Origin of the sequence: Janthinobacterium sp. NKUCC08_JDC (genome assembly GCF_019345575.1) — a bacterium.
Lineage (GTDB): Bacteria > Pseudomonadota > Gammaproteobacteria > Burkholderiales > Burkholderiaceae_D > Janthinobacterium > Janthinobacterium aestuarii.
The window spans coordinates 1,133,815-1,158,896 of record NZ_JAHKQW010000001.1 but is presented as its reverse complement, the minus strand read 5'-3'; the positions used below and the strand labels follow the sequence as shown (position 1 = coordinate 1,158,896).

The window sequence follows — 25,082 nt, the reverse complement described above, 5'->3', positions numbered from 1 at the left end:
TACCCATGAGCCCAATCGAGTTCTACAGCCTGCTGGGCGCCGCCATCGTCGCCATCGTCCTGTTGCTATTGATCTTGCTGCGCCCGCGTGGCGTGGCCGGCGACGGCGCCACCACCCTGGCCCTGGTGCAGCAGCACCAGCAGCAAAGCCTGGAGCGCATCGACCGGGTCGAGCGCGAAGTGCGGCTGCAGCTGCAGGCGTCGGCACAGGCCACGCGGCAAGACCTGGCCGCTGGCCTGGCGCAATTCCAGGCGGCGACCCTGCAACAGCTCGACAGCCTGCGCACGCAGATGCAGGCGCAGGGCAAAGTCGGACGCGAAGAACAGGCGCAAAGCCTGGCGCGCTTTGCCGAGAGTACGAATCAAACTCTGGCGCAGCTGACGGAATCGAATGCGCAGCGCATGCTGGAAGTGCGTGCCACGTTGGAAAACAAGATCCGCGATTTGCAGGCCGACAATGGCGCGCGCCTGGAAGAGATGCGCAAGACGGTCGACGAGAAACTGCACGCCACCCTGGAAACGCGCCTCAGTGCGTCGTTCCAGCAAGTGTCGGAGCGGCTGGAAAAAGTTCATCAGGGCTTGGGCGAGATGCAGCAGCTGGCGCTGGGCGTGGGCGATCTGAAGCGGGTGCTTACCAACGTCAAGACGCGGGGAACGTGGGGCGAAGTGCAGCTGGAAATGCTGCTGGAGCAGGTACTCACTGTCGACCAGTACGCGAAGAATGTGGAAACCTTGCCGGGCAGCGGCGCGCGCGTGGAATTCGCCTTGAAACTGCCGGGCATGGTCGACGGCGGGCCGCCAGTGTGGATGCCGATTGACGCGAAATTCCCCAAGGAACAATACGAGCGCCTGGTCGAGGCGGCCGAGCGGGCCGATGCGGACGGCGTGGCCCTGGCCGGACGCGAACTGGAGCGGGCCGTGCGGGGCGAAGCGAAAACCATCGCCGAGAAATACCTGGCGCCGCCGCTGACCACCGACTTTGCCATCCTGTTCCTGCCCACGGAAGGCTTGTATGCGGAAGTGCTGCGCCGCCCGGGACTGGCCGACGAATTGCAGCGCGTGCACCGGGTCAGCATCGCCGGGCCATCGACTCTGACGGCCTTGCTCAACAGCTTGCAGATGGGTTTCCGCACCCTGGCGCTGGAAAAGCGCTCGTCCGAAGTGTGGCAGGTGCTGGGCGCCGTCAAGACGGAATTCGGCAAGTTCGGCGAGGTGCTGTCGCAAACCCGGCTGACCTTGGAAAAGGCGGCGAAAAATATCGAAAGCGCGGAAGTGCGCAGCCGGCAGATGGCGCGCAAATTGAAATCGGTGGAAGCCTTGCCGGGCGAGGCAGCCGCCTTGCTGCTGGGTAAGGCGGATGCCAGCGACGGCGAGTAGCGCGCCGCCTCAGGCCGCCCGCACAGTGCGGCGCCGCAGCGCGCTGTAGCCGATCAGCGCCAGTCCCGCCAGCAGCATGCCCCAGGTTTGCGGTTCCGGCACGGCCGGCAAAACGGTCGGCACGGTCGGTGGCAAGGTAGGGATGATCACGGTGGGCGGCACGATGATGCTGCTGCCCTGGTCCGGCGGCCGGCCGCTGCCGCCACCACCGCCACCACCACCACCTCCGCCGCCCATGCCGGCCGGCGACGTGATGCCGCCGACGGTACGCACATAATCGAAGGGCAGGAAAGGAATGCTGGCCACCTCGGGCGGCATGGCGCCGCCCGTGAAGGAACCGCCGCGCAAGGCGTCGGGGTTGTCGATCAGTGGTACGCCTGCCGCTGCCGGGGCGGCGGGCGCGGCGGCAACGGGTGCCGCACCGCCGGGAGCGGCACCGGCCGCTGGCGGCGCTGATGCGGGCGCTTGCGTGATACGGCTGACGTTGCGGCAGATCGTCGGCACCAGGATGCACTGGCCCTGCACGCAATACACGAGTCCCCGTTCCTGCATCTGCTCGTTCCAGCCCGCGCGCGTGACGTTGCGGCAAACGCGACCCGGGCCGAAATGCATGTCGCTGATGCGCGCGTTGTAATTGCCCTTGCCGCGGATGGCGTCGCGGCTGATCACGACGATCTCATCGTACTGGCGCGCACGCATGCGCTCCTTCAATTGTTCGCGTACGGGCGGCGCGATATCCGTATAGCGGTCCACGGCCGCCACCACGTCACCCATGAACGGGTCGACGCCGGGACGATTCCAGTTGCAGTTATCGAGCACATCGGCGCGCGCGATGCCTTTCGCGTAGGCGGGCAAGGGCGCCAGGGACAAGGTGGCAAGCAGGCAGGCCGTACCCAGCAAGCTGGCTCCCGCGATCCATGAGCTGTGTCTCATTGTTGTTCCTCGTGAAAACAATATCAAAATTGAACTTTTTTGTATGAGTTCGAATGTTATCACCGAAGAAACTTCAATATCAACTAATAAATAAAATTATTGCAATTAGTGTTGTGTTTATTGATTTGTTTTAAGGAGAAATGATTGATATTTTTATCTCGATAGGCGAACATCGGCCGCGCAGGGGAATTGATTGCAATGGGGAAATGCAAACGGCCCGCGCAGGGCGGGCCGGTGGGAATGAGGTGGCGCTTGGACGGGCGCGCCGCTGGCAGGCGGCGGTGAGGCCAGGAATGTGTGCTAGATGCGGCCTGGACAGGCTTGCGTATCGAAGGCGGGGTAGCCGATGGCGGGCAGCTTATGCAGCCACCGGCGCATCAAGGTGCGCGCGTCTTGCGCATCGTACTGTCGCCCTTGCTGCAAATCTGCGGCCAGCGTGTCCAGTTCCGCGCAGATGGATTGCTTGCCGGACTGGGCCGCTAGCAGCGACGCCAGCAGTTCTGGCAGCGCCTCAGTCGCTGGCGTCGCCTGCCGCGTGGCCCGGTAGTGCAGCCAGTAGCGCTCTGCTGCATCGCCATCAAAGCTGGGGACGAAGCCGAACGTGGCGTCATCGTGGCGCAAGCGGTACACCGTGGGGAAGTAATGCGGACCCGTCAGTTCGCCGGGGAAGAGGCCGCGTCGTAGGACGTCGATGGCCAGCGATCCGTTGGGCTCCACGCGCACGGGACTGGGCGAATCGTACTGGTCGACGCTGACCATGGAGAGTGAGCTGCCTTGCGTGAAGATGATCTTCTGCGTGTAATGGCGCCCGCCCAGGTGGCCGCACAGGGCCATGTAGCGATCATTGATGGCGGTCACGGCCGCAACGTTGCCGCAGCCGGGGCGCAAGGGCGTGTTTTCCTGCCACACGAGCGCCTGGTCGCTGGTGCGCACAAGGCGGATGCCGCCCACGGTTTCGCCGTGCAAGTCGCCTGGCGCCGTTTCGATGCGTTCGTCGAAGCGCGCCGTGTAGCCATTGCTCCGGACTTCGCCTGCATACGCTGTCATGCCCTGCAGCAGGGCCATTACCAGTATCAGCTTCATATCAGCCCATGGAACAGCACGACGTCAACGAGGTCGCCCGCCGCCACGTGGCCTTGCGCTTCATGCAGCACGATCATGCAATTGGCTTGCGTCATCGAGCGCAGGATGCCCGAGCCTTGCGCACCTGTCACGCGCACGTGCTGGCGCCCGTCCGCGCCCCGCTCGACGATGCCGCGCTGGTATTCCGTGCGGCCCCGTTTCTTGCGGATGGGCGCTTGCGCCGCCACTTGCAGCAGTGGCAGGGTGGACGTGTCCGCATCGGCGCCCATCAGGCGCAGCAGGGTGGGGCGGGCGAGGAAATAAAACGCCGCCATCACGGCCACGGGATTGCCGGGCAGGCCCAGCAGCAAGGCCGTGTCGCCTTCGCTGGCAATCCGGCCAAAGGCCATGGGGCGGCCCGGGCGCATGTTGATGTGCCAGAAGGCCACGTCACCGAGGCGGGCGAGGATCTCGCGCGTAAAATCGGCCGCGCCGCTGGACACGCCGCCCGAGGTGACGATGACGTCGGCCTTGGCGCAGGCGCCGCGCAGGGCAGCTTCCAGCGCTTGCGGATTGTCCTTGACGATGCCCATGTCGAGCACTTCGCAGCCCAAACGGGTCAGCATGCCCAGCAGGGTGTAGCGGTTGCTGTCGTAGATGCAGCCCGCGTCCAGCGGCTCGCCGATCGAGCGCAATTCGTCGCCGGTGGAAAAGAAGGCCACGCGCAGGCGCCGGCGCACGGGCACCGTGGCGATGCCGAGTGATGCCAGCAGTCCCAGTTCGGCCGGCCCGAGTAGCTTGCCCTGCAGCAGCGCAGGCTGGCCCTGCATCAAGTCTTCACCCTTGAAACGGCGGTTGTCGCCAGGGCGGATGCAGTCCGGCGCGATGGTAATGCTGTGCTCGCTGGCTTGCCGCACCAGTTCCTGCGGCACCACGCTGTCGCAGCCGTCCGGCATGACGGCGCCCGTCATGATGCGCGCGCATTGTCCGCGCTGTACGGTGACCGTACCCGGGCGGCCGGCCAGGATGGTGTCGACCACGGCCAGGGTCACGGGTGCGTCGCCACCGAGGTCGTCGCCGTGCAGTGCATAGCCATCCATGGCGGAATTGTCGTGCGCGGGCACGCTGATGGGCGAGATGATGTCGGCCGCCAGGATGCGCTCGAACGCTTGCGGCAGCGCCAGTTCCTCGATCTCGGCGACGGGCGCGACGGTGTCGGCCAGGATGGCTTGCGCCATCGGCACGGACAAGCCCTGCGCTTGCAGGGCGGCCAGCTCGTCCGGGGTATTGATGTTGCCGAACGCGCCATGGTTCTCGAAGAGCACCTCAGCCAGTTTCAAGGGGCCATGCCAGGTACGCATGCGGCGCTCGCCGCCGCGCAGATACGAGTCCAACTGGGGCAGGGCCGAGGTTTTGACCAGGCAAAAGACGGGATGCGGGCGGCGCACGGCCGATCCCGTCGCCGGATCGATTTCCTCGGTGACGGCGATGGCCAGGTCGGCATCGTTGTCGATCAAACCGGCCGTCAGGCGCGCAGCCAGATCGGACGGCAACAGGGGCGAATCGCACGGCACGGTGAGCAGATACGGCGTGCCAGCGTGCCGCATGCCGCTGTGCAGGCCGGCCAGCGGCCCCAGCTGGCCCGGTAGCGCATCGGGCCACACGGGCAGGCCAAAGCGCGCGTAATCGCCGGCATCGGCGTGGACACTGATGGCCAGTTCGCCCACTTGCGGCGCCAGGCGCTGCAGCACGTGGCGGGCCAGGGGCTGGCCATGCAGGGGCAGCATGCCCTTGTCGCGCTGGCCCATGCGCGTGCCGAGGCCTCCGGCCAGGATCAGGCCGGTAATGTCGTGTTTGTTGATCATGTCAGGTAGGGAAATTGGTGCATGCGCCATGGTAGCAGCGCGGGGCGTGCGCCGCCCCGGATTCAGCCGCCGATGTACGACATTTCCACTTTCTTTTTACCGTGCTCAAGTACGCCGCCCGTCAAATCCGTATGGCTGGTGCGCAATTGCGAATAGCGGTCGCCGCGGCCGCGCCACAGCTGTGCCACGGCCGAGGAAATTTCCGCGTCGCTATGGCCGCCGCGCAGCAGGCTGCGCAAGTCGTGGCCGCTGCTGGCAAACAGGCACGTGTACAGCTTGCCCTCGGTCGAGAGGCGGGCGCGGCTGCAGTCGGCGCAGAACGCTTGCGTGACGCTGGAAATGAGGCCGATTTCGCCGCTGCCGTCCGCATAGCGCCAGCGCGCCGCCGTCTCGCCCGTGTAGTTCGGGTTGATGGGCAGCAAGGGCATATGCGCGGCGATGCGGCGCACGACTTCGGCGGACGGGATGACTTCCTGCAAGTTCCAGCCATTCGAGGCGCCCACGTCCATGTATTCGATGAAGCGCAGGATATACGGCGTGCCCTTGAAGTGGCGCGCCATGGGCACGATTTCCTGCTCGTTCATGCCGGCCTTGACGACCATATTGATCTTGATGGGCCCCAGGCCGGCGGCATGCGCCGCATCGATGCCGTGCAGCACGTCGGCGACGGCGAAATCGACGTCGTTCATGCGCTTGAAGGTGGCGTCGTCGAGCGAGTCGAGCGACACGGTGACCCGGTTCAGGCCCGCATCCTTCAAGGCTTGCGCTTTTCTGGCCAGCAAGGAGCCGTTGGTTGTCAGGGTCAGGTCCAGCGGCTGGCCCGACGGCGTGCGCAGCGCGGCCAGCATGGCGATGAGCTTTTCGATATTCTTGCGCAGCAGCGGTTCGCCGCCCGTCAGGCGGATCTTTTCCACGCCGTGTTCAACGAACAGGCGCGCGATGCGCGTGATTTCCTCGAACGACAGCAAATCCGTGTGCGGCAGATACACGTGGTTCTTGTCGAACACGTCCTTCGGCATGCAATACACGCAACGGAAATTGCAGCGGTCGGTAATCGAGATGCGCAAGTCGTGCAGGGGCCGGCCCAGGCTGTCGGCCACGTTGCCGCTGGGACTTTCCAGCCGTGCGGGGATCGCCGGTGCCCCATTGCGGGCTTCGGCGAGGTAGATAATCTTGTCAGCCATGAAAGGTCATGCCACTTACGTAAAATCGGTCAAGGCAGATACGATAGCACGAGGCCGAAGATGGCACAGGCGAGCAGCAATTTGATGGTGCCCATTTGGTATTTGATCAGCGCCACGCCGGCCGCCAGCGCAATGGCAATCGCCAGCCAGTCCCAGTGCGGCAGCGGGCTTGTTTGCCAGAAGACATGGCGGCCAAAGAACAGGGCCAGGCTGGCGATGACGCCGACCACGGCCGCCGAGATGGCCGTCAGGGGCGCGCTCAGGCGCAAATTGCCGCGTGACGCTTCCACGAGGGGCGCGCCGGCCAGGATGAAGATGAACGAGGGCAGGAAAGTAAACCAGCTGGCAACGAGCGCGCCGCACACGCCTGCCAGCCACAGCTGCTCTCCCGTCACGGCATGGCTCCAGCCGCCGACAAAACCGATGAAGGCGACGATCATGATCAGGGGGCCGGGCGTCGTTTCGCCCAGCGCCAGGCCATCCATCATTTGCGCGCTGGTGATCCAGTGGTAGTGGTCGGCGGCGCCCTGCACCAGGTAGGGCAGCACGGCATACGCGCCGCCGAACGTGAGCAGGGCCGCCTTGCTGAAAAACACGCCCATCTGCGCCAGCGGCTGGTCCGCGCCGCCCGCCAGCGCCAGGCCCAGCCAGACGAAGAAGGCCAGCGCCAGGCCCACGGCGGCCGTGCCAAGCAGGCGCGGCCAGCGGAAGCGCGCGTGGTCCGGCGTCGGCGTGTCGTCATCGATCAGGGCGGCGCCGTAGCGGGCCGCGCCGCCATGCGACGCGCCGTTGGCATGAAAGTGGCCCGGCAGCCAGCGCCCACCCGCCATGCCCAGCAGGGCTGCGGTGAGCACGATCAGCGGAAATGGCAGCTGTAGCGCGGCGATGGCGGCAAATGCGGCCGCCGCGATGGCGATCAGAGCGGGGCTGCGCAAGGTGCGCCGGCCCAGGCGCCAGGCGGCCGCCAGCACGATGGCGACGACGGCCGGCTTGATGCCGTACAGGACGCCGGCGATGGCGCCCACGTGGCCATACGCCATGTACAGCCAGGACAGGGCGATCAGCACCAGCAGCGAGGGCAGTAAAAACAGCAGGCCCGCCACCAGGGCGCCGCGCGTGCGATGCATCAGCCAGCCGATGTAGATGGCCAGCTGGGTCGCTTCCGGCCCCGGCAGCAGCATGCAGTAATTGAGCGCGTGCAGGAAACGCTGCTCGGAAATCCAGCGCCGCTTTTCCACCAGCTCCGCATGCATCATGGCGATTTGCCCGGCCGGGCCGCCAAAGCTGACGCAGCCCAGCTTGAGCCAGTACCAGAAGGCGCTGCGCAGGCTGACGGGGGCGGGAGGCAGGTTGGCGTTCTCGTGCATGGCGGGTGGATGGCAGCAAAAAAGTGGACATAAAAAAGGGGAAGCCTGAGCTTCCCCTTTCATCATTGGCGGCTGGGCGAACCCGGCGCGCTTATGGACGTTGCGTGTTGACCTGGATCAACGGCTCATCCGATTGCGGCGGCAATGGCTTGCGTTCGCGTGGCTTGCGGACCGGAGCGACTGCCTTGGCGGCCGCTTCCTGCGCCAGGCGCAGTTTTTCCGGATCGGTGGCAGCCAGGGTCAGACCGGCCGAACCGAGCACCGCGCTCAAGTCCAGCGGCGCGGCAGGAGCAGGAGCAACGACAGGCGCTGGCGCTGGTGCCGGAGCAGGCACGGGAGCAGGGGCGGGAGCCGCTTCGGCAACCACCGGGGCAGCTTCCACCACGGCTGGTGCCGCTTCGGCGACTGGCGCCGCTGCTGGAACTTCTTCCGCCACGGCGGCGGTTTCCACGGCAGCTGCCGTTTCCACGACTGGCGCCGCTTCGACGATGACTTCCGCCGGAGCCGGCGTCGGTGCTGGTTCCGCTTTCTCGGCAAAGCTGTACTCGGCAGCTGGTGCTGGTTCGGCAGCGGCTGGTTCAGCTTGCGCTGCAGCAACGGCGGCTTCGACAGGGGCTGGCGGCACGATCACTTCGGCCGCTGGTGCGGCTTCTTCAACCTTGGCCACTTCCACCACTTCGACCACTTCCACGACTTCAGCCACGACGGCAGGGGCGGCATCCAATGCAGCTTCCACTGGTGCGGCAACGGCGACGACAGCAGCGGCAGCCACGACGGCGACCGGAGCGGCATCAGCTGCAGCTTCCGGCGCCGGAGCGACCGTAAAGCTGATCACTGGTGCGTCCTGGCCTTCGTTGTCACCGTTTGCCGATTCGATCAGCTCGCCCGTTTCGCGGTCGCGGCGGTTGCGGTTGCGGCCACCACGACGGCGGCGGCGGCGCGGTTCTTCGCCTTCCACGTCGGTTTCCGTCTCTTCGCCTTCAGGACCGGCATTTGCCGGCGCTTTCAGCAGGTTTGCCGGTGCGGCGTCGGACTCAGGGCCGTTTGACGCCACGACGACGTTGACTGCGCTGGCGGTGGCGCCAACCAGTGCCAGCTCTTCAGCTTTCACTTCAGCAACAACAGCCTTGTCGGCGCGTGGTTCGCGCGCTTCGCGTGGCTGGCGTGGCGGACGCTCGGCGCGCTCTGGACGTTCCGCGCGTTCCGGACGCTCGGCGCGTTCAGGACGTTCGCCGCGTTCGCGCGGTGCTGCCGCCGTATCGCCGTTCTCGCGCGCTTCACGCGGTTCGCGTGGCGGACGCGGTGGACGTGGCGGACGGGCCGCTTTTTCCAGTGCTTCCGCTTCTTTCGCTGCATCGTCCTGGACTGGACGGCCCTGGCCTGGTTCGCGTTCTTCGCGGCCAGGCTTGCCGTTGCGGCCACGGCCACGCGGGCCGCGGCTGTTGCGGTCGCCACGGTCGGCGCCGGCCGGCTTGGCTGGTGCGACAGGAGCAGGTGCGGGCGCCACCGGTGCCGGAGCGCCGGTGAAGAAGCTGATGATCTTGGCGATCAGGCCCTGTGGTGCGGCAGGCGCGGCCACTGGAGCCGGTTTCGCTTCGACGGGCTTGCGCTCGACCAGCGGTGCCGGCTGGTCAGGCGTGATCGTCTTGACGACGGCTTCCTGGCGCGGCTTGGCTTCTTCCTTCTGGCGCTTGCTGTAAGCCATGTCGGTTTCAGCGCTTTCAGCCAGGTTGTAGCTGGCCTGGCTGTCTTCCAGACGCGGGTCGTCGTGCTTGATGCGTTCCAGCTTGTAGTGTGGCGTTTCCAGATGCTTGTTCGGGATCAGGATCACGGCGATGCGGTGGCGGTTCTCGATCTTCAGCACTTCGCCGCGCTTTTCGTTGAGCAGGAAGGCGCCCACGTCCACGGGCACTTGCACGTGGATGGTGGCCGAGTTTTCCTTCATCGCCTCTTCCTGGATGATGCGCAGCACCTGCAGGGCGGACGATTCCGTATCGCGGATGTGGCCGGTGCCGGAGCAGCGCGGGCACGTCACGTGCGAACCTTCGGACAGCGAAGGGCGCAGGCGCTGGCGCGACAGTTCCATCAGGCCGAAGCGCGAGATCTTGCCCATTTGTACGCGGGCCCGGTCATGGTGCAGCGCATCTTTCAGACGCTGTTCCACTTCGCGCTGGTTTTTCGCCACTTCCATGTCGATGAAGTCGATGACGATCAAGCCGCCCAAGTCGCGCAGACGCAGCTGGCGGGCAACTTCTTCGGCCGCTTCGCAGTTGGTGTTGAAGGCGGTCGTCTCGATGTCCGAGCCGCGCGTGGCGCGGGCCGAGTTGACGTCGACGGAAACGAGCGCTTCGGTATGGTCGATAACGATGGCGCCGCCCGATGGCAGTGGCACGGTGCGGCTGTACGCCGTTTCGATCTGGTGTTCGATCTGGAAGCGCGAGAACAGCGGCACGTCGTCGCTGTAGCGTTTTACGCGGTGCACCATGTCGGGCATCACGTGGCTCATGAACTGGTGCGCCTGGTCGTAGATCTCGTCGGTGTCGATCAGGATCTCGCCGATGTCGGGCTGGAAGTAGTCGCGGATGGCGCGGATGACGAGCGACGATTCCTGGTAGATCAGGAAAGCGCCGTTGGCCGACTTGCCGGCGCCTTCAATGGCGCGCCACAGTTGCATCAGGTAATTCAAGTCCCACTGCAGTTCATCGACGTTGCGGCCGATGCCTGCCGTGCGGGCAATCACGGACATGCCAGCAGGCAAGTCCAGTTTATCCATGGTTTCGCGCAATTCCTGGCGCTCTTCCCCTTCCACGCGGCGCGATACGCCACCGCCACGCGGGTTGTTCGGCATCAGGACCAGGTAACGGCCGGCCAGCGAGACGAACGAGGTCAGGGCGGCGCCCTTGTTGCCGCGCTCTTCCTTCTCCACCTGCACCATGATTTCCTGGCCTTCGCGCAGCGCTTCCTTGACGGAAGCGTTACGGACGTCGACGCCTTCGCGGAAATACGTGCGGGCAACTTCCTTGAAAGGCAGGAAGCCGTGGCGGTCTTCGCCATAGCTGACGAAGCACGCTTCGAGCGAAGGCTCGATGCGCGTGATCACGCCCTTGTAGATGTTGGATTTGCGCTGTTCGCGCCCGGCTGTCTCGATATCGATGTCGATCAGTTTTTGTCCGTCGACAATCGCTACGCGCAGTTCTTCTTGCTGCGTGGCATTAAACAACATGCGTTTCATTTTTATAACTCCGCGACCCGTAGGCCATCTCAAAGCCGCTTCCGGGGAAGCGGCGAAGTACAGGGATATATGCGAGAACGGGAGTGCTGGCGGGGGAAATGCCCAGGCGTGCGGAGCAACAACGCGTACGAGGTATACGTTACGGCCGCAACAGGCGCGGTGAGGTCGATCGTCATGCCGAGTGCACAGGACACTTGCAACTCATCTGAAACAGCCCGGATGAGAATGAACTGCATCGGGGGCAGAGAATGCAAGTGGTCAGCAAATTCAGAGCCAAAATCGTTAGCCGGCTCATTACAGGGATCGCGATGGCGAGGCTTGGCCTCAGCCTATCATCGACAACCCTCAGTATTTGGCCACATACGGGGTTTGGCGAAAACGGCAAGCGTTATCAACTTCATCAACCCGCGAGCCCGACTCGATAAGTCGCGCTAACGGGTACTTATCCTTATAATCCCACACTCACTTCAGCATCTCCACGCGTTATCCGATTACAACTACGGTGCAACCTTGATTCGCGCAGGGATGGTGCATATACATTTTTTTCCACCGAATTTGCAATTTGGCGAGGCCGGTGGAGACGCCCCTGTGTAAAATGTGCTTTTATTCTTACACTCGCAGCAGCCAGGGCCGCAGCAAAAACAATTATATATTCAAAATGAAGGACTTAGAGAGATTTCTGGGAAGACATAGTAAATGAAGAGTCAAAATGATGTTGTTCCCCCTTCAACACCCCCGGTTCAGCCGCAAGCCCAATTCGTAACGATCGCCGAGGAAGAAGCAGGCCAGCGCATCGACAACTACTTATTAAGAGTGTGCAAGGGAGTGCCTAAAAGCCACATCTACCGGATATTGCGATCGGGAGAAGTGCGGGTTAATAAAGGCCGTATCGATCAGCTGTACCGTCTCGCCGCTGGCGACGTGGTGCGCATTCCACCCGTGCGCGTGGCCGAAAAGGCCCCTACGGGCGCGCCAGCCGCCGAATTCAAGATCATCTTCGAAGATGCGCAGCTGCTCGTCATCGACAAGCCTGCCGGCGTGGCCGTGCATGGCGGCTCGGGCGTGTCGTTCGGCGTGATCGAGCAATTGCGCGCTTCGCGTCCCGACGCCAAGTTTTTGGAACTGGTACACCGCCTGGACCGCGACACGTCCGGCCTGCTGTTGCTGGCAAAGAAACGTACGGCGCTGACCAACCTGCACGAGCAGATGCGCGACGGCGTCACCGACAAGCGCTACCTGGTGCTGGTGGCCGGCGACTGGAAGAATGCACGCCAGCATATCAAGTTGCCGCTGCATAAATATACGACGGCCGAAGGCGAGCGCCGGGTAGCCGTGCAGGCCGATGGCCTGGCGTCGCACACAGTGTTTTCACTGTTGCATAAATATCACAACTTCGCCTTGCTGGAAGCGGAATTGAAGACGGGACGCACGCACCAGATCCGCGTACACCTGTCTTCGTCCGGTTTCCCCATCGCTGGCGACGATAAATATGGCGACTTTGCCCTCAACCGTGCCCTGTTGAAGGCCGACAGCACGCGCGGTGCCCTGAAACGCATGTTCCTGCACGCGCACCAGATCACGTTTACGCATCCGGAAACGGGCAAGACGATGACCCTGAACGCACCGCTGGCTGCCGAATGCGAGCGTTTCTTGGTAAGCTTGGGCAAACCATTGGCCGTTGCCGCACGATAAGTAACCACCGCGTGCGCGCGACACTACTCATAAGGTAGTCAGTCGCCATCATTCATTCTCAAGGAGCCGGCGGCTATGCTGTCGGGAAACATGGCAAGAAAGCAATTTGATCTGATCGTCTTCGATTGGGACGGTACCCTGATAGACAGTACCTCGACCATCGTCAAGTGCATCCAGGCATCGGCCAAAGACCTCGGCTTGCCCATTCCCACCGAGTTGCTCGCTTCGCACGTGATCGGCCTGGGCTTGCAGGAAGCGATGCAGCTGGTGATGCCCGACGTGGAGCCGAAATACCATGCGCGCATGGCCGAGCGCTACCGCTATCACTATCTGTCGCGCGACCATGAGCTGACCCTGTTTCCCGGCGTACACGAGATGCTGCAGGAACTGTCGCAGCAGGCATACTTCCTGGCGGTGGCCACGGGCAAGAGCCGTGTCGGCCTGAACCGCTCCTTGAATGCCGTCAAGCTGCTGTCCCTGTTCGATGCGACGCGCTGCGCCGATGAAACGTTTTCCAAGCCCCATCCGGCCATGCTGCAGGAACTGACGCGCGAGTTGGGGCAGGATATGCGCCGTACCGTGATGATCGGCGACACCAGCCATGATTTATTGATGGCAAGCAATGCAGGCGCAGCAGGTATTGCCGTAGAGTATGGGGCGCATCCGGTGGCGCAGTTGCAAGCTTGCAATCCCCTGTATTCGGCCGCCACGGTGGCCGACCTGCATCAATGGCTGAGTGAGCACGCATGATGACTGATGTTGCGGAAGTGTTGATTTGTGCGGCCGACGCCGTGGCCGATGGTGGCAAGGGCGTGCGCTTTCCCGTCGCTGCCGGCGGCGAAGCGACCACGGGCTTTGTCGTGCGCCATGGCGGCAAGGCGTATGGCTACCTGAACCGCTGTGCCCACGTACCGATCGAACTGGACTGGGCCGAAGGCGAGTTTTTCGAGTCCAGCGGCTTGTACCTGATGTGTTCGACGCATGGCGCCATCTATGTGCCGGAAAGCGGTCTGTGCGCGGGCGGCCCCTGCAAGGGCGGGCGCCTGCGTCCGATCGCCGTGGCCGAACGCGATGGCCAGCTGTACTGGCAGCCCGACGAGTATGTCCAGCCGCTGCCGGCCTGAGGCCGGGGCAGGCTTTATTGCAATTTAAACAAAGTGAATCATGAGCGATAACACGAATGACAAGCTGGACAGCAGCGCGCCAGCCGCCGGCCACGGCGTCCCTGCGGGGCACTGGGAGCGCGACGTGCTGGAAAAGCTGGTATTTGCGACTTTGCAAGAACAACGCGCACACCGCCGCTGGAGCATCTTTTTCAAGGTCTTCGGCCTGCTGATCGTGCTGTTCGCCCTGTGGGTGTTTTATGACTACAACACGGCCGACGACAGCGAAACCCTGGGCCGCCACACGGCCCTGATCGACATCAACGGCGCCATCGAGTCCGAAGGCAGCGGCTCGGCCGCCGTCGTCATCCCCGCGCTGGACAAGGCGTTTTCCGATAGCGGCTCCGTGGCCGTGGTGCTGCATATTAATAGTCCGGGCGGCAGTCCTGTGCAGGCCGGCATGATCGTCGACGAGATGCAGCGCCTGCGCAAGGGCTATCCGGACAAGCCTTTATATGTGGTGGTCGATGAAATGTGCGCTTCGGGCGGCTATTACATCGCGGCGGCCGCCGACCGCATCTATGTCAACAAGGCTAGCGTGGTCGGCTCCATCGGCGTGCTGATGGATGGCTTCGGCTTTACGGGCGTGATGGAAAAGGTCGGCGTCGAGCGCCGTTTGCTGACGGCGGGCGAGAACAAGGGCTTCATGGACCCGTTCAGCCCCCTGACGGAAAAGCACAAGGCGTATGCGCAAGGCATGCTCAATGAAATCCACCAGCAATTCATCGAGGTGGTGCGGGCGGGACGGGGCAAGCGCCTGAAGGAAACGGCCGATACCTTCTCCGGTTTGTACTGGACGGGCGCGAAAGCCGTGGAAATGGGCCTGGCCGACGATTTCGGCACGGTCGACAGCGTGGCGCGCGACGTCGTCAAGGCAGAAGACATCGTCGACTACACGCAGCATGAAGGCTTGCCGGAACGGGTGCTGAAAAAGTTTGGCGCCGCCATGGGCGCGGGCGCCATGAAGGCGGCCGTGCAGCAGTCACAACCGGCGTTGCGCTGAGGACATCACTCTTGGCTGGCAGGCAAGCCAATCGAGAATGATTTTCAATAAGGTGGTAAATTGGCTTGAAAATGGGGCTGCTTGGGCTATAGTGAAAGCGTAGTTCTTTTCAAGGAGGGGCGATATATCAACTATGTTGTCAGTACTAACTTGATTGGCAGGTCATGGAACTACTCGCCGCATCGCAGATGTGGTTTTGAGTGAATTTACATTCCTCACTAAAGTCCCGATGGGGCTTGGGAACGGCGGCGCAATGCCGCCGTTTCCTTTTGTGCGTCGTTCGTGCCGGACGGGTGAGTGTTGCTCGATGTTGTAGCTGCGCGTGCTGGCAAGGCAGGCATGCGAGGGCGGGGCATGGCCGGTGGTCGGATGGGGGGGGGCGCTCAGACGGCGCAGCCGTTGCAGTGCGCGGGCAGGGCGGCTGCCTGCCGGGCCGGCGCTACGCCGGTACTGGCGCCGGAACTGATCTCGGGCACTGTGTCCACCATGGCGGGCGCCGTTACGTTGTCGGTTTCCGCATTTGCGTCCGCATCCGCGTGGGCAAAACCGCCGAGCTCCAGCCAGCACATGAAATGGCATTGCGCCTCGGCATGCCAATGCGTCTGGCTCGCTGGCGATGGCGTTGCGTCCGCATCCTGCAGCGCCGGGGCGCTGCTCCAGCGCGCCACGCCGAGTCTGACCTTGTGCATGGCCGCCTGTTCCGTAGCGATGCGCAGGCGCATGTCGGCGATGCTGCCTTGTAAGGCGATGGTATCGGTATGCTTCATACAATGTCCTTGTGAATCGTTGCTTGGTTATTATTCCTAAAGCTCGTTAGGCGGATTCCTAACGAAGTTTCAGTCTATCAATGCGATATTCCGAGCGCTTGATATTGCTCAAAGGAATTGGCCATTTATATCGAAATCTCACCTTGTACTTCAGCTCATCTGTGCATGCGCAAGGCTGGTGCGCCCTCGGCGGCCTGGCGCAGGCCGCGCGCGCGGCCGCTTCACGCTGCCAGCCGCTTCTGGTAAAGTCACGCCCATGAGTAAATTATCCCTAGACCGCATCCTGCAATCGCAGGGTTTTGGCACCCGTAAATATTGCCGTTCCCTCATCGAAGATGGCGATGTCGTCATCGATGGCGTCACCCAGACCAATTACCGCACCACCGTCGAGACCGAAGGCCTGGTGCTGCACGTGTTCGAAGAAGAGTGGGTCTACCGCGCGCACCTGTACCTGGCGCTGAACAAGCCCGCCAACTTCGAATGCTCGCGCAAGCCCAGCCATCATCCTGGCGTGCTGACCCTGCTGCCGGAGCAGTTCACCTGGCGCGAAGTCCAGCCCGTCGGCCGGCTCGACCACGATACGACCGGCATGCTGCTGATGTCCGACGATGGGCCGTTTATCCATGCACAATCGTCGCCGAAGCGCCACGTTCCCAAGATTTACCAGGCCACCACGCAAGAGCCCGTGACCGATGAACTGGTGGCCCTGTTGCTGGCCGGCGTGCAATTGCACGACGAGCCAGCTCCGCTGGCGGCCCTCGTCTGCGTCAAGCGCGGCGAACACCAGCTGGAAATCGTGCTCGAGCAAGGCAAGTACCACCAGGTCAAGCGCATGCTGGCCGCCGCCGGCAACCATTGCAGCGCGCTGCACCGTTCCGCCATCGGCAGCCTGACCCTGGAATCGCTGGGCATCGCCGAAGGCGAGTGGTGTTACCTGACTCCCGAGCAGATCGCGCTGCTGGCGTAAATCCCTCCAGACCGTCAAAGCCGGGGATGTCCCGGCTTTTTGGCGTCTTTAGCCCCCTATTGCCTGCATTTGACGAAATTTCCCGCACATGAAATTAGCTACCCTGAACGATGGCACGCGCGATGGCCAGCTCGCTGTCGTCTCGCGCGACCTGAAAACGGCCCACCTGGCCGATGGCATCGCCTCGACCCTGCAAAAGGCGCTCGACGACTGGAGCTTCATCGCGCCCCAGCTCGACTTGCTGTACCAGACCATCAATAGCGGCCGCGGCCATCGCGCCTTCGAGTTCGACCCGGCCAACTGCATGGCGCCCTTGCCGCGCAGCAGCCTGCGCGTGGCGGGCGCGTCCTACCTGCAGCAGATCGAGCGCGCCTGCAAGGCGGCGGGAATTGAGGCACCCGCCAATCTGCGCGATGCGCCAAGGATGTACCAGGGCGCCAGCGACGATTTCCTCGGCGCCCACGATGCCATCACCCTGGCGCACGAGCAGTGGGGCATCGATTACGAGGCAGGCATCGCCGCCATCACGGACGACGTGGCTATGGGCTCGACGCCGGATCAGGCGCACCTGAGCATCAAGCTGTTGATGCTGGTCAACGACATCACCTTGCGCAACTTGGCGCCTGACGAGCAAGCCAGCGGCTACGGCTTCCTGCAGGCGAAACCGGCCATGGCTTGCTCGCCTGTCGCCATCACGCCCGACGAACTGGGTGACGCCTGGCGCGGCGGCAAGGTGCATTACGCCCTGCGCTGCAGCCTGAACGGCAAGTTGACGGGCCAGCCCCACGCGGGTGCCGACATGGCGTTCAATTACCCGCAATTGCTGGCCCATCTGTGCCAGACGCGCAATGCGCGCGCCGGCAGCGTGGTCAGTGCGGGCGGCGTCGCCAACAAGGAAGTCAAGAAGGGATTTTCCAGTATCGTTGAGCGACGTAACCAGGAGATGATCGCCGATGGTGTCGCCAGCACGCCGTATCTGCTGTTTGGTGATGTTGTTCGCCTGGAAATGCTGGGTGACGACGGCAAGTCCCTGTTTGGCGCGATCGAACAGACCGTGAAGCAGGCGGAAGCCAGGAAGTCCCGCTAAGGTTTCTGAAGAGCAAAGGAAATGCAGGGGATTTGCCCCCCTGTTCCTCCGATGGCAACAAGGTACTTGACTCGATAATGCTCCATGCCCAGTCCGTATTGCGCCTAGCCAGGCTGCAGGACTTCACCGGAGTTGATTGATGTCGGAAGACAGCGACGCAGAAAAGACCGAAGCCGCGTCACCGAAGCGCCTCGAGCAGGCGCGTGAGGAAGGCGACGTTCCGCGATCGCGTGAAGTGGCCACGTTTACGGTGTTGATGGCGTCCGGCTGCTGCCTGTGGTTTGCCGGCGACGCCATCGTGCGGCGGCTGACAGCTGTCATGGTTTCCGGGCTGACGCTGGACCGGGAGCAGATACTCAATCCCGACGCGATGATGTTGCGCATCGGCTATGACGTGGGCTCGGTCTTGCTGACCTGTTTGCCGTACGCCGCAGCCATCATGCTTGTCGCCCTGGCCTCGCCCGTGCTGGTGGGCGGCTGGCTGTTCAGCTCCAAGGCGTTTACTCCCAATTTTGGCAAGCTCAACCCGATTCGTGGCCTGGGCAATATGTTTTCAAAGAATGCGCTGGTGGAGCTGCTCAAGGCCATTGCCAAGACCCTCGTCGTTGGCGTCGTCGCCTGGATGGTGATGCAGCATCAAAAGGACGCCGTGCTGGGCCTGTCGGTGGAATCCCTGCGCGCCGGTTCGGCCCATCTGATCAGCCTGCTGATCACGGCCTTTTTGCTGATCGTCGGCGCCCTGGGCCTGATCGCCGCCATCGACGGTCCGTACCAGATGTGGCACTACGCTAACAAGATGAAAATGACCTTGCAGGAAGTCAAGCAAGAGTCGAAGGAGTCGGACGGCAATCCGCAGATCAAGGCGAAGATACGCCAGATGCAGCATGAAATGTCGCGCCGCCGCATGATGGCCGACGTGCCGACGGCCGACGTGGTGGTAACCAATCCTACGCACTACGCCGTGGCCTTGAAGTATGGCGAGAATTCGCGCGGCGCACCGCAGGTGGTGGCCAAGGGCATCGACGAAGTGGCGGCGAAGATCCGCGAACTGGCCGGCGAACACAAGGTCGCCATCCTCGAAGCGCCGGCCCTGGCGCGCGCGCTGTACAAGCACACGGACATCGGCGACGAGATTCCCGAGGCGCTGTATGGTGCCGTGGCCGAAGTGCTGGCCTACGTGTTCCAGCTGCGCAGCTACGGCAGCGGCCACGGCGAGCGCCCCGACAAGCCGAAAAAACTCGATGTCCCGCCCGAGCTCGACCCGCTCGACCCCGCATCGCAGACCAAACCCGCGGCAGACGCGGCAGACAAGAATAAAGGAAGCACACCATGAACGGCCTGACCATGCCAGCCTGGCTCAGCGGATTGAAAGGCAACGCCAGCAAGGGCCTCGCCGCGCCGATCATCATCATCATGCTGCTGGCGATGATGGTGCTGCCGCTGCCCGCCTTCATCCTCGACATCTTCTTCAGCTTCAATATCGCGCTGTCCATCATCGTGCTGCTGACGGCGCTGTACACGGTCAAGCCGCTCGACTTCATGGCGTTCCCGACCATTTTGCTCGTGTCGACCATGCTGCGCCTGTCGCTGAACGTGGCCTCCACGCGCGTGGTGCTGACGGAAGGCCATACGGGTGCCGACGCGGCCGGTAAAGTGATTGAAGCGTTCGGTCACTTCCTGATCGGCGGCAACTTCACGGTCGGTATCGTGGTCTTCATTATTTTGACGATCATTAACTTTACCGTCGTGACCAAGGGTGCGGGCCGTATCGCCGAGGTGGGCGCCCGCTTCGCGCTGGACGCCATGCCTGGTAAACAGATGGCCATCGATGCCGACCTGAACGCCGGCCTGATCGGCGAAGACGAAGCGCGCCGTCGCCGCACGGAAGTGGCGCAGGAAGCGGAGTTCTATGGCGCCATGGACGGTGCCAGCAAATACGTGCGTGGCGACGCCATCGCCGGCATCATGGTGACCGTCATCAATATCGTCGGCGGCTTGCTGGTGGGCTTGCTGCAGCATGACATGGGCTTTGCCGACGCACTCAAGAACTACACCTTGCTGGCCATCGGTGACGGCCTCGTGGCGCAGATTCCTTCGCTGATCATTTCCACGGCGGCCGGTATCGTCGTCTCGCGCGTGGCCAGCGAACAGGACATCGGCACCCAGCTGGTGGGCCAGCTGTTTGCGAAACCGCAAGTGCTGTATATTACCGCCGGCATCATCGGCGGCATGGGCTTGATCCCCGGCATGCCGAACATGGTCTTCATCCTGCTGGCCTCGCTGCTGGCCGGCTCCGCCTATTTGATCAGCAAGAAGCGCACGCAGGAAAAAGAAGCGGCCGAGAAGCCGGCCGAAGCGCCGCAAGCGACCGTGGCGCCCGAGCAGGAAGAAGCGAGCTGGCAAGACATCATGCCCGTCGATACCCTGGGCCTGGAAGTGGGCTACCGCTTGATTCCCCTGGTCGACAAGACGCAGGGCGGCGAATTGCTCAAGCGTATCAAGGGCATCCGCAAGAAATTCGCCCAGGAAGTGGGCTTCCTGGCGCCGCCCGTGCATATCCGCGACAACCTGGAATTGAAGCCGTCCGCCTACCGCATCACCTTGAAAGGCGTGGAAGTGGGCGTGGGCGAAGCGTTCAACGGCCAGTTCCTGGCGATTAACCCCGGCATGGCCAGCGGCACCTTGCCGGGCCTGGCCACGAGCGACCCCGCGTTCGGTTTGCCCGCCACGTGGATCGACGCCAGCCTGCGCGACCAGGCCCAATCGATGGGCTACACGGTCGTCGATGCGGGCACCGTGGTGGCCACGCACTTGAACCATTTGATCACCTCGCATGCGTCCGAGCTGCTGGGCCGCGCGGAAGTGCAGTCGCTGCTCGACCACCTGGGCAAGGATGCGCCGCGCCTGGTGGAAGACCTGGTGCCGAAGATGCTGTCGCTGTCGGCTCTGCAAAAAGTGCTGCAGAACCTGCTGGCCGAGGGCGTGCACATCCGCGACATGCGCACCATCATCGAAACCCTGGCCGAGTACACGGTCAGCACGCAAGACCCGAACGAGCTGACGGCGCTGGTGCGCGTGTCCCTGGGCCGCGCCATCGTGCAGCAACTGTTCCCCGGTGCGGCCGAGCTGTCCGTGATGACGCTCGACAGCCGCCTGGAACGCCTGCTGATGCAGGCGATGGGCAATGGCGGCGACGGCGCCGGCATCGAGCCGGGCCTGGCCGACACCATCGCCCACCAGGCGGGCCTGGCTGCCCAGCAGCAGGAAGCGCTGGGCCTGACGCCGGTGCTGCTGGTGCCGGCGCCGCTGCGCGCCCTGCTGTCGCGCTTCCTGCGCCGCGCCTTGCCGCAACTCAAAGTGCTGTCGCATGCGGAAGTGCCGGAAACCAAGACGATCCGCGTCACGGCGCTGGTGGGTGCGCAGTAGTTGACAGAGTTAATGCCGGGGTCAGACCCGCCGGGTCTGACCCCAGCCTTCGTTTGGGTCAAAAAAAACCGAAATTTCCTCCTGGCAAACTGAATAACGGGTACTTTCCCGTCCTGTTCCTTCGATCGTTTCCTGCAAGCATCGCTAATAATGGAAACTGTCCGAGTGATCTGTGTCCATGTGGAAGACAGCACTCAAGCAACAGGAGTCGATGATGGTCACACAGTTCAGCCAATATTGCGCCACCCCCGCCTTGGGAGGCCGGTCATGAATGTGAAGAAATTTACGGGCACCTCGTCGCGCGATGCGCTGCGCAAGGTGCGCGAAGCGCTGGGACCCGATGCCGTGATCCTGTCGAACCGCCAGGCCGATGGCGTGGTGGAGATCCTCGCGCTGGCCAATGACGATGCCGCTTCGCTCGCTTCGCCGCCGGCCGCGTCCGAAATGGCCCAGCCCCGTCCCCAGTTGCAGACCCAGTTCGCCACGCCGCAGCGTCCGGCCGCCCCGGCCCAGCGCCCGGCTGCGCCCCGTCCTGCCGCACCGCGCCAGGCTGCCTCCGAGCCAGTGGACATGGCCCGCATGCAGCAGATGATGGCCAGCGCGCTGGCGCACGTCAAAGAGAACGCCGCCGCCGAGATGAGCGGCATGATGAATGAAATCCGCGCCATGCGCGGCATGATGGAAACCCAGCTGGCGGAAATCTCGTGGGGTTCGACGCAGCAGCGCGAGCCGCAAAAAGCCGTCGTGCTGCGCGAAATGCTGGCCGCCGGCTTTTCCGCCAGCCTGGCGCGCTACCTGATCGACAAGCTGCCCGCCGGCCTCGACGGTGCGCAAAGCATGCGCTGGATCAAGACCGTCCTCAGCCGCAACCTGAACACGGTGGCCAATGAAGACGCCATGCTGGAGCAGGGCGGCGTATTTGCCCTGGTGGGCCCGACCGGTGTCGGCAAGACCACCAGCACGGCCAAGCTGGCGGCCCGCTGCGTGATGCGCCACGGCCCGGAAAAGCTGGCCCTGATCACCACGGACGCCTATCGTATCGGCGCGCATGAGCAACTGCGCATCTATGGCAAGATCCTCGGCGTGATGGTGCATTCCGTGAAAGATGAAGCGGATTTGCGCATCGCCTTGAAAGAATTGAAGAACAAGCACACGGTGCTGATCGATACGGTGGGCGTGAGCCAGCGCGACCAGATGGTGACGGAACAGGTGGCCATGCTGTCGGGCGCCGGCGCCGACGTGAAACGCCTGCTGTGCCTGAACTCCACGGCGACCCAGGAAACCCTCAACGAAGTGGTGCGCGCCTATCAGGGCAGCGGCCTGGCCGGCTGCATCATGACCAAGCTCGATGAAGCGGCGTCGATCGGCAACGTGCTCGACGTGGTGATCCGCCAGAAGCTGAACCTGTTCTATGTGTCGAACGGCCAGCGCGTGCCGGAAGACCTGTACCTGGCCGACCGTGGCTACCTGATCGACCGTGCCTTCAAGCTCAAGCGCGACTCGGCGGCCACGCAGTTTTCCGATGCCGAACTGCCGCTCCTGATGGCGCAGGCGGCCGCCCGCAACAATGAAGCGCGCGGGGTGCACCTTGGCTAATTTCGATTTCGACCAGGCCGAAGGCTTGCGCCGCATGCTGGCCGGCCCGCAGCCGCGCGTCATGACGTTCCTCTCGGCCACGCCGCAGGACGACAAGGGCGCCATGCTGGTCAACCTGGGTGCTTCGCTCGTCTACGGCGGCAATGACGTGCTGCTGCTCGACGCCAGCGGCGGCAGCGATGGCGTGGCCGCGCGCCTGGGACTGGCGCACGGCGCCAGCCTGCGCGACGTGGCGCGCCAGCAGTGTGGCTTGAACCAGGTCATCCACCAGGTGCCGCAAGGTTTTGGCGTGGCCAGCCTGGGCGCGCGCAACCACCTGATGGACAGCATGGACTATGCGGGCGAGGAGGAGCTGCGCCGCCTGGGCAAGACTTTCGACGTGCTGGCGCGCCGGAGCGGCATCGTGCTGGTCGACGGCGTCGTGGCAGAAGAGGGCGCCTGCTTCCCCGTGCCCTTGATGGCATCGTCCGATATCGTCGTGCAAGTCTCCACCAGCGCCACCTCGATCAAGGCGGCGTACTGCCTGATCAAGCGCCTGAGCCAGGAACTGGGACGCCGTCCGTTCGGTATTCTCGTCACCGGCGCTTCCGAATCCGAAGCAAAAGTGGTATACGATAATATGGCACAGGCGGCGAGCCGTTACCTGGCCGTGAAGCTGACGTCGATGGGTTCGGTGCCTGCCGATGAGTATCTGCACCGCGCGGCGCGCCTGGGCCGCAGCGTGGTCGATGCGTTTCCGCTGGCGGGCGCCTCGGTGGCGTTTCGCGGACTGGCCGAGCGCCTGGCCCGTTCGGCGGCGCCCGTGCTGGGCGGCACCTTGTACCAGACGGGGAGTCCGCACCAGTTCAGCGCCTGAAGCCAACCGTAGCACCAGATAAGATGAGAAAACAATAAGCAGCCTATGTACACGGTCAAAGGGAAATCGAACAAGGACTATTTGCTGACGGAGCACATTCCGCTGGTGAAGCGTCTGGCGCACCATATGAAGGCGAAATTGCCGCCTTCGGTCGAGGTCGATGACCTGATCCAAGCCGGCATGATCGGCCTGCTCGATGCCATCAGCCGGTATGAAGAGACGCATGGCGCGCAGTTCGAGACGTATGCCGTGCTGCGCATCCGCGGCGCCATGCTCGACGAATTGCGCACCAGCGACTGGCTGCCGCGCAGCATGCGCCAGAACATGCGCAAGATCGAAGAGGCGATGAGCACCTTGCAGCAGCGCCTCGGCCATCCGCCGACAGAGTCGGAAGTGGCGAAACTGCTCAAGATGTCGCTGGCCGACTACCAGGAAATGCTGGGCGACGGCGGCGGCCACCAGCTCGTGTACTACGAAGACTTTCATGACCCGGACGGCAATGACAGCTTTCTCGACCGCCATTGCGTGGACGAGGACAGCGACCCCTTGCGTTCCCTACTCGATACCGATTTCCGGCAATCCGTGATCGATGCCATCGACGCGCTGCCACCACGCGAGAAAATACTCATGGGCCTGTATTACGAAGAAGAGCTGAACCTGAAGGAGATCGGCGCGGTGATGGGCGTATCCGAATCGCGCGTCTCGCAGCTGCATACCCAGGCCGTCGCGCGCCTGCGCGCAACCTTGAGGGAGCAGGCGTGGACTGGTCCAGCGTAATCGGGCTGGCGCTGGCGCTGGCGGGCCTGTTGGTCGGCCAGGCACTGGAAGGCGGCAAGATGGCCTCCCTGCTGCAGCCGGCCGCCTTTGCCATCGTGGTCATCGGCACTTTCGGCGCCGTGCTGCTGCAAACGCGGCTGCGCACTTTCGTGCGCGGCCTGGAAATGCTGCGCTGGGTCTTCCTGCCGCCAGCCGATACGCGTGCCGCGCTGGCGCGCGATATCGGGCAATGGAGCTTGACGGCGCGCCGCGATGGCCCGCTGGCGCTCGAGCGCCTGATGGAAAACACGGCCGACCGCTTCAACGCCAAGGGCTTGCGGATGATTGTCGACGGCATCGCGCCGGACAAGCTGCGCCAGCTGCTCGACGTGGAAATCTCCGCCTACGAAATGGCCGAGCGCCAGGCCGTCAAGGTATGGGAGTCGGCGGCCGGCTATTCGCCCACCATCGGTATTCTGGGCGCCGTGCTGGGCCTGATCCACGTGATGGAAAACCTCACCGACCCAAGTAAATTAGGCAGCGGCATCGCGGTGGCGTTTGTCTCGACCATCTACGGCGTCGGCCTGGCCAACCTGCTGTTCCTGCCGGTGGCGAATAAACTCAAGGCCATCGTTTCGCGCCGCGTGCTGCAGTATGAAATCACGGCCGCCGTACTGTACGACATCGCCACGGGCGACCATACGCGCATCATCGAAGAGCGCGTGTCCAGCCTGCTGCACGAGCACTGAC

20 protein-coding genes are annotated in these 25,082 nt (G+C 63.5%); 13 read left to right on the top strand and 7 right to left on the bottom strand.

The genetic code is table 11. The annotated features are described in order from the left end of the window. Nucleotides 1-5 precede the first annotated feature (5 nt). Entirely contained in the window at nt 6-1,376 is a 1,371-nt protein-coding gene (gene rmuC, locus KO538_RS05345) for a DNA recombination protein RmuC (protein WP_219327641.1), read from the top strand. A 9-nt stretch (nt 1,377-1,385) separates the two neighbouring features. Here the strand turns inward: rmuC and KO538_RS05340 are convergent, their stop codons facing one another. From KO538_RS05340 to KO538_RS05315, 6 genes are all read right to left on the bottom strand, one after another. Then, nucleotides 1,386-2,309, bottom strand: coding sequence for an MHFG family PEP-CTERM protein (locus tag KO538_RS05340; protein ID WP_219327640.1), 924 nt, complete (start codon nt 2,307-2,309; stop codon nt 1,386-1,388). Between the two features lie 300 nt (nt 2,310-2,609). Next, nucleotides 2,610-3,392 (bottom strand): hypothetical protein, encoded by a 783-nt coding sequence (locus KO538_RS05335; protein ID WP_219327639.1) that lies wholly within the window; start codon nt 3,390-3,392, stop codon nt 2,610-2,612. Further along, nucleotides 3,389-5,236 (bottom strand): gephyrin-like molybdotransferase Glp, encoded by a 1,848-nt coding sequence (glp, locus tag KO538_RS05330; protein WP_257620158.1) that lies wholly within the window; start codon nt 5,234-5,236, stop codon nt 3,389-3,391. The genes KO538_RS05335 and glp overlap by 4 nt, the downstream gene beginning before the upstream one ends. A gap of 62 nt (nt 5,237-5,298) precedes the next feature. Next, complete coding sequence (moaA, locus tag KO538_RS05325) at nt 5,299-6,420, bottom strand: GTP 3',8-cyclase MoaA (protein ID WP_257620157.1); 1,122 nt, start codon at nt 6,418-6,420, stop codon at nt 5,299-5,301. 29 nt (nt 6,421-6,449) lie between these two features. Further along, entirely contained in the window at nt 6,450-7,787 is a 1,338-nt protein-coding gene (gene chrA, locus KO538_RS05320; protein WP_219327637.1) for a chromate efflux transporter, read from the bottom strand. A gap of 91 nt (nt 7,788-7,878) precedes the next feature. Beyond that, a complete protein-coding gene (locus KO538_RS05315; RefSeq protein WP_219327636.1) occupies nt 7,879-11,019 on the bottom strand; it encodes an Rne/Rng family ribonuclease in 3,141 nt (1,046 codons plus the stop codon). 696 nt (nt 11,020-11,715) lie between these two features. On the opposite strand from KO538_RS05315, the gene KO538_RS05310 reads away from it, so the two are divergent. From KO538_RS05310 to KO538_RS05295, 4 genes are all read left to right on the top strand, one after another. Then, nucleotides 11,716-12,711, top strand: coding sequence for an RluA family pseudouridine synthase (locus tag KO538_RS05310; RefSeq protein ID WP_034754116.1), 996 nt, complete (start codon nt 11,716-11,718; stop codon nt 12,709-12,711). Between the two features lie 90 nt (nt 12,712-12,801). Beyond that, nucleotides 12,802-13,461, top strand: a complete 660-nt coding sequence (locus KO538_RS05305) for an HAD-IIIA family hydrolase (RefSeq protein ID WP_034754241.1) — start codon at nt 12,802-12,804, stop codon at nt 13,459-13,461. Then, entirely contained in the window at nt 13,458-13,835 is a 378-nt protein-coding gene (locus tag KO538_RS05300) for a Rieske 2Fe-2S domain-containing protein (RefSeq protein ID WP_175560532.1), read from the top strand. Before KO538_RS05305 ends, KO538_RS05300 begins: the two co-directional genes overlap by 4 nt. A gap of 40 nt (nt 13,836-13,875) precedes the next feature. Next, nucleotides 13,876-14,877, top strand: a complete 1,002-nt coding sequence (locus KO538_RS05295) for a S49 family peptidase (protein ID WP_034754114.1) — start codon at nt 13,876-13,878, stop codon at nt 14,875-14,877. A gap of 383 nt (nt 14,878-15,260) precedes the next feature. On the opposite strand, the gene KO538_RS05290 is transcribed toward KO538_RS05295, so the two are convergent. Further along, a complete protein-coding gene (locus tag KO538_RS05290) occupies nt 15,261-15,644 on the bottom strand; it encodes a hypothetical protein (protein ID WP_219327635.1) in 384 nt (127 codons plus the stop codon). A gap of 256 nt (nt 15,645-15,900) precedes the next feature. Here KO538_RS05290 and KO538_RS05285 point away from each other — a divergent pair, with 256 nt between their 5' ends. From KO538_RS05285 to KO538_RS05250, 8 genes are all read left to right on the top strand, one after another. Continuing rightward, a complete protein-coding gene (locus KO538_RS05285) occupies nt 15,901-16,611 on the top strand; it encodes a pseudouridine synthase (protein ID WP_034754110.1) in 711 nt (236 codons plus the stop codon). 88 nt (nt 16,612-16,699) lie between these two features. Next, complete coding sequence (locus tag KO538_RS05280) at nt 16,700-17,698, top strand: fumarylacetoacetate hydrolase family protein (RefSeq protein ID WP_034754108.1); 999 nt, start codon at nt 16,700-16,702, stop codon at nt 17,696-17,698. Nucleotides 17,699-17,837: 139 nt separating this feature from the next. Then, on the top strand, nt 17,838-19,031 hold the full coding sequence (gene flhB, locus KO538_RS05275) for a flagellar biosynthesis protein FlhB (protein ID WP_034754106.1): 1,194 nt from the start codon (nt 17,838-17,840) through the stop codon (nt 19,029-19,031). Next, on the top strand, nt 19,028-21,124 hold the full coding sequence (flhA, locus tag KO538_RS05270) for a flagellar biosynthesis protein FlhA (RefSeq protein ID WP_070303618.1): 2,097 nt from the start codon (nt 19,028-19,030) through the stop codon (nt 21,122-21,124). The genes flhB and flhA overlap by 4 nt, the downstream gene beginning before the upstream one ends. Nucleotides 21,125-21,391: 267 nt before the next feature. Then, entirely contained in the window at nt 21,392-22,720 is a 1,329-nt protein-coding gene (gene flhF, locus KO538_RS05265) for a flagellar biosynthesis protein FlhF (RefSeq protein ID WP_219327634.1), read from the top strand. After that, nucleotides 22,713-23,576 (top strand): antiactivator of flagellar biosynthesis FleN protein, encoded by an 864-nt coding sequence (locus tag KO538_RS05260; RefSeq protein ID WP_219327633.1) that lies wholly within the window; start codon nt 22,713-22,715, stop codon nt 23,574-23,576. The genes flhF and KO538_RS05260 overlap by 8 nt, the downstream gene beginning before the upstream one ends. Before the next feature lie 45 nt (nt 23,577-23,621). Continuing rightward, nucleotides 23,622-24,353, top strand: a complete 732-nt coding sequence (locus KO538_RS05255; RefSeq protein WP_010400804.1) for an RNA polymerase sigma factor FliA — start codon at nt 23,622-23,624, stop codon at nt 24,351-24,353. Next, nucleotides 24,335-25,081, top strand: a complete 747-nt coding sequence (locus KO538_RS05250; protein ID WP_034754098.1) for a flagellar motor protein — start codon at nt 24,335-24,337, stop codon at nt 25,079-25,081. Before KO538_RS05255 ends, KO538_RS05250 begins: the two co-directional genes overlap by 19 nt. The last annotated feature ends 1 nt before the right edge of the window (nt 25,082 follow it).

Bases quoted from the DNA above. Each gene is read 5' to 3' on its own strand.
- rmuC (WP_219327641.1), top strand. From the start codon at position 6: ATGAGCCCAATCGAGTTCTACAGCCTGCTGGGCGCCGCCATCGTCGCC.
- KO538_RS05340 (WP_219327640.1), bottom strand. From the start codon at position 2,309: ATGAGACACAGCTCATGGATCGCGGGAGCCAGCTTGCTGGGTACGGCC.
- KO538_RS05335 (WP_219327639.1), bottom strand. From the start codon at position 3,392: ATGAAGCTGATACTGGTAATGGCCCTGCTGCAGGGCATGACAGCGTAT.
- glp (WP_257620158.1), bottom strand. From the start codon at position 5,236: ATGATCAACAAACACGACATTACCGGCCTGATCCTGGCCGGAGGCCTC.
- moaA (WP_257620157.1), bottom strand. From the start codon at position 6,420: ATGGCTGACAAGATTATCTACCTCGCCGAAGCCCGCAATGGGGCACCG.
- chrA (WP_219327637.1), bottom strand. From the start codon at position 7,787: ATGCACGAGAACGCCAACCTGCCTCCCGCCCCCGTCAGCCTGCGCAGC.
- KO538_RS05315 (WP_219327636.1), bottom strand. From the start codon at position 11,019: ATGAAACGCATGTTGTTTAATGCCACGCAGCAAGAAGAACTGCGCGTA.
- KO538_RS05310 (WP_034754116.1), top strand. From the start codon at position 11,716: ATGAAGAGTCAAAATGATGTTGTTCCCCCTTCAACACCCCCGGTTCAG.
- KO538_RS05305 (WP_034754241.1), top strand. From the start codon at position 12,802: ATGGCAAGAAAGCAATTTGATCTGATCGTCTTCGATTGGGACGGTACC.
- KO538_RS05300 (WP_175560532.1), top strand. From the start codon at position 13,458: ATGATGACTGATGTTGCGGAAGTGTTGATTTGTGCGGCCGACGCCGTG.
- KO538_RS05295 (WP_034754114.1), top strand. From the start codon at position 13,876: ATGAGCGATAACACGAATGACAAGCTGGACAGCAGCGCGCCAGCCGCC.
- KO538_RS05290 (WP_219327635.1), bottom strand. From the start codon at position 15,644: ATGAAGCATACCGATACCATCGCCTTACAAGGCAGCATCGCCGACATG.
- KO538_RS05285 (WP_034754110.1), top strand. From the start codon at position 15,901: ATGAGTAAATTATCCCTAGACCGCATCCTGCAATCGCAGGGTTTTGGC.
- KO538_RS05280 (WP_034754108.1), top strand. From the start codon at position 16,700: ATGAAATTAGCTACCCTGAACGATGGCACGCGCGATGGCCAGCTCGCT.
- flhB (WP_034754106.1), top strand. From the start codon at position 17,838: ATGTCGGAAGACAGCGACGCAGAAAAGACCGAAGCCGCGTCACCGAAG.
- flhA (WP_070303618.1), top strand. From the start codon at position 19,028: ATGAACGGCCTGACCATGCCAGCCTGGCTCAGCGGATTGAAAGGCAAC.
- flhF (WP_219327634.1), top strand. From the start codon at position 21,392: ATGAATGTGAAGAAATTTACGGGCACCTCGTCGCGCGATGCGCTGCGC.
- KO538_RS05255 (WP_010400804.1), top strand. From the start codon at position 23,622: ATGTACACGGTCAAAGGGAAATCGAACAAGGACTATTTGCTGACGGAG.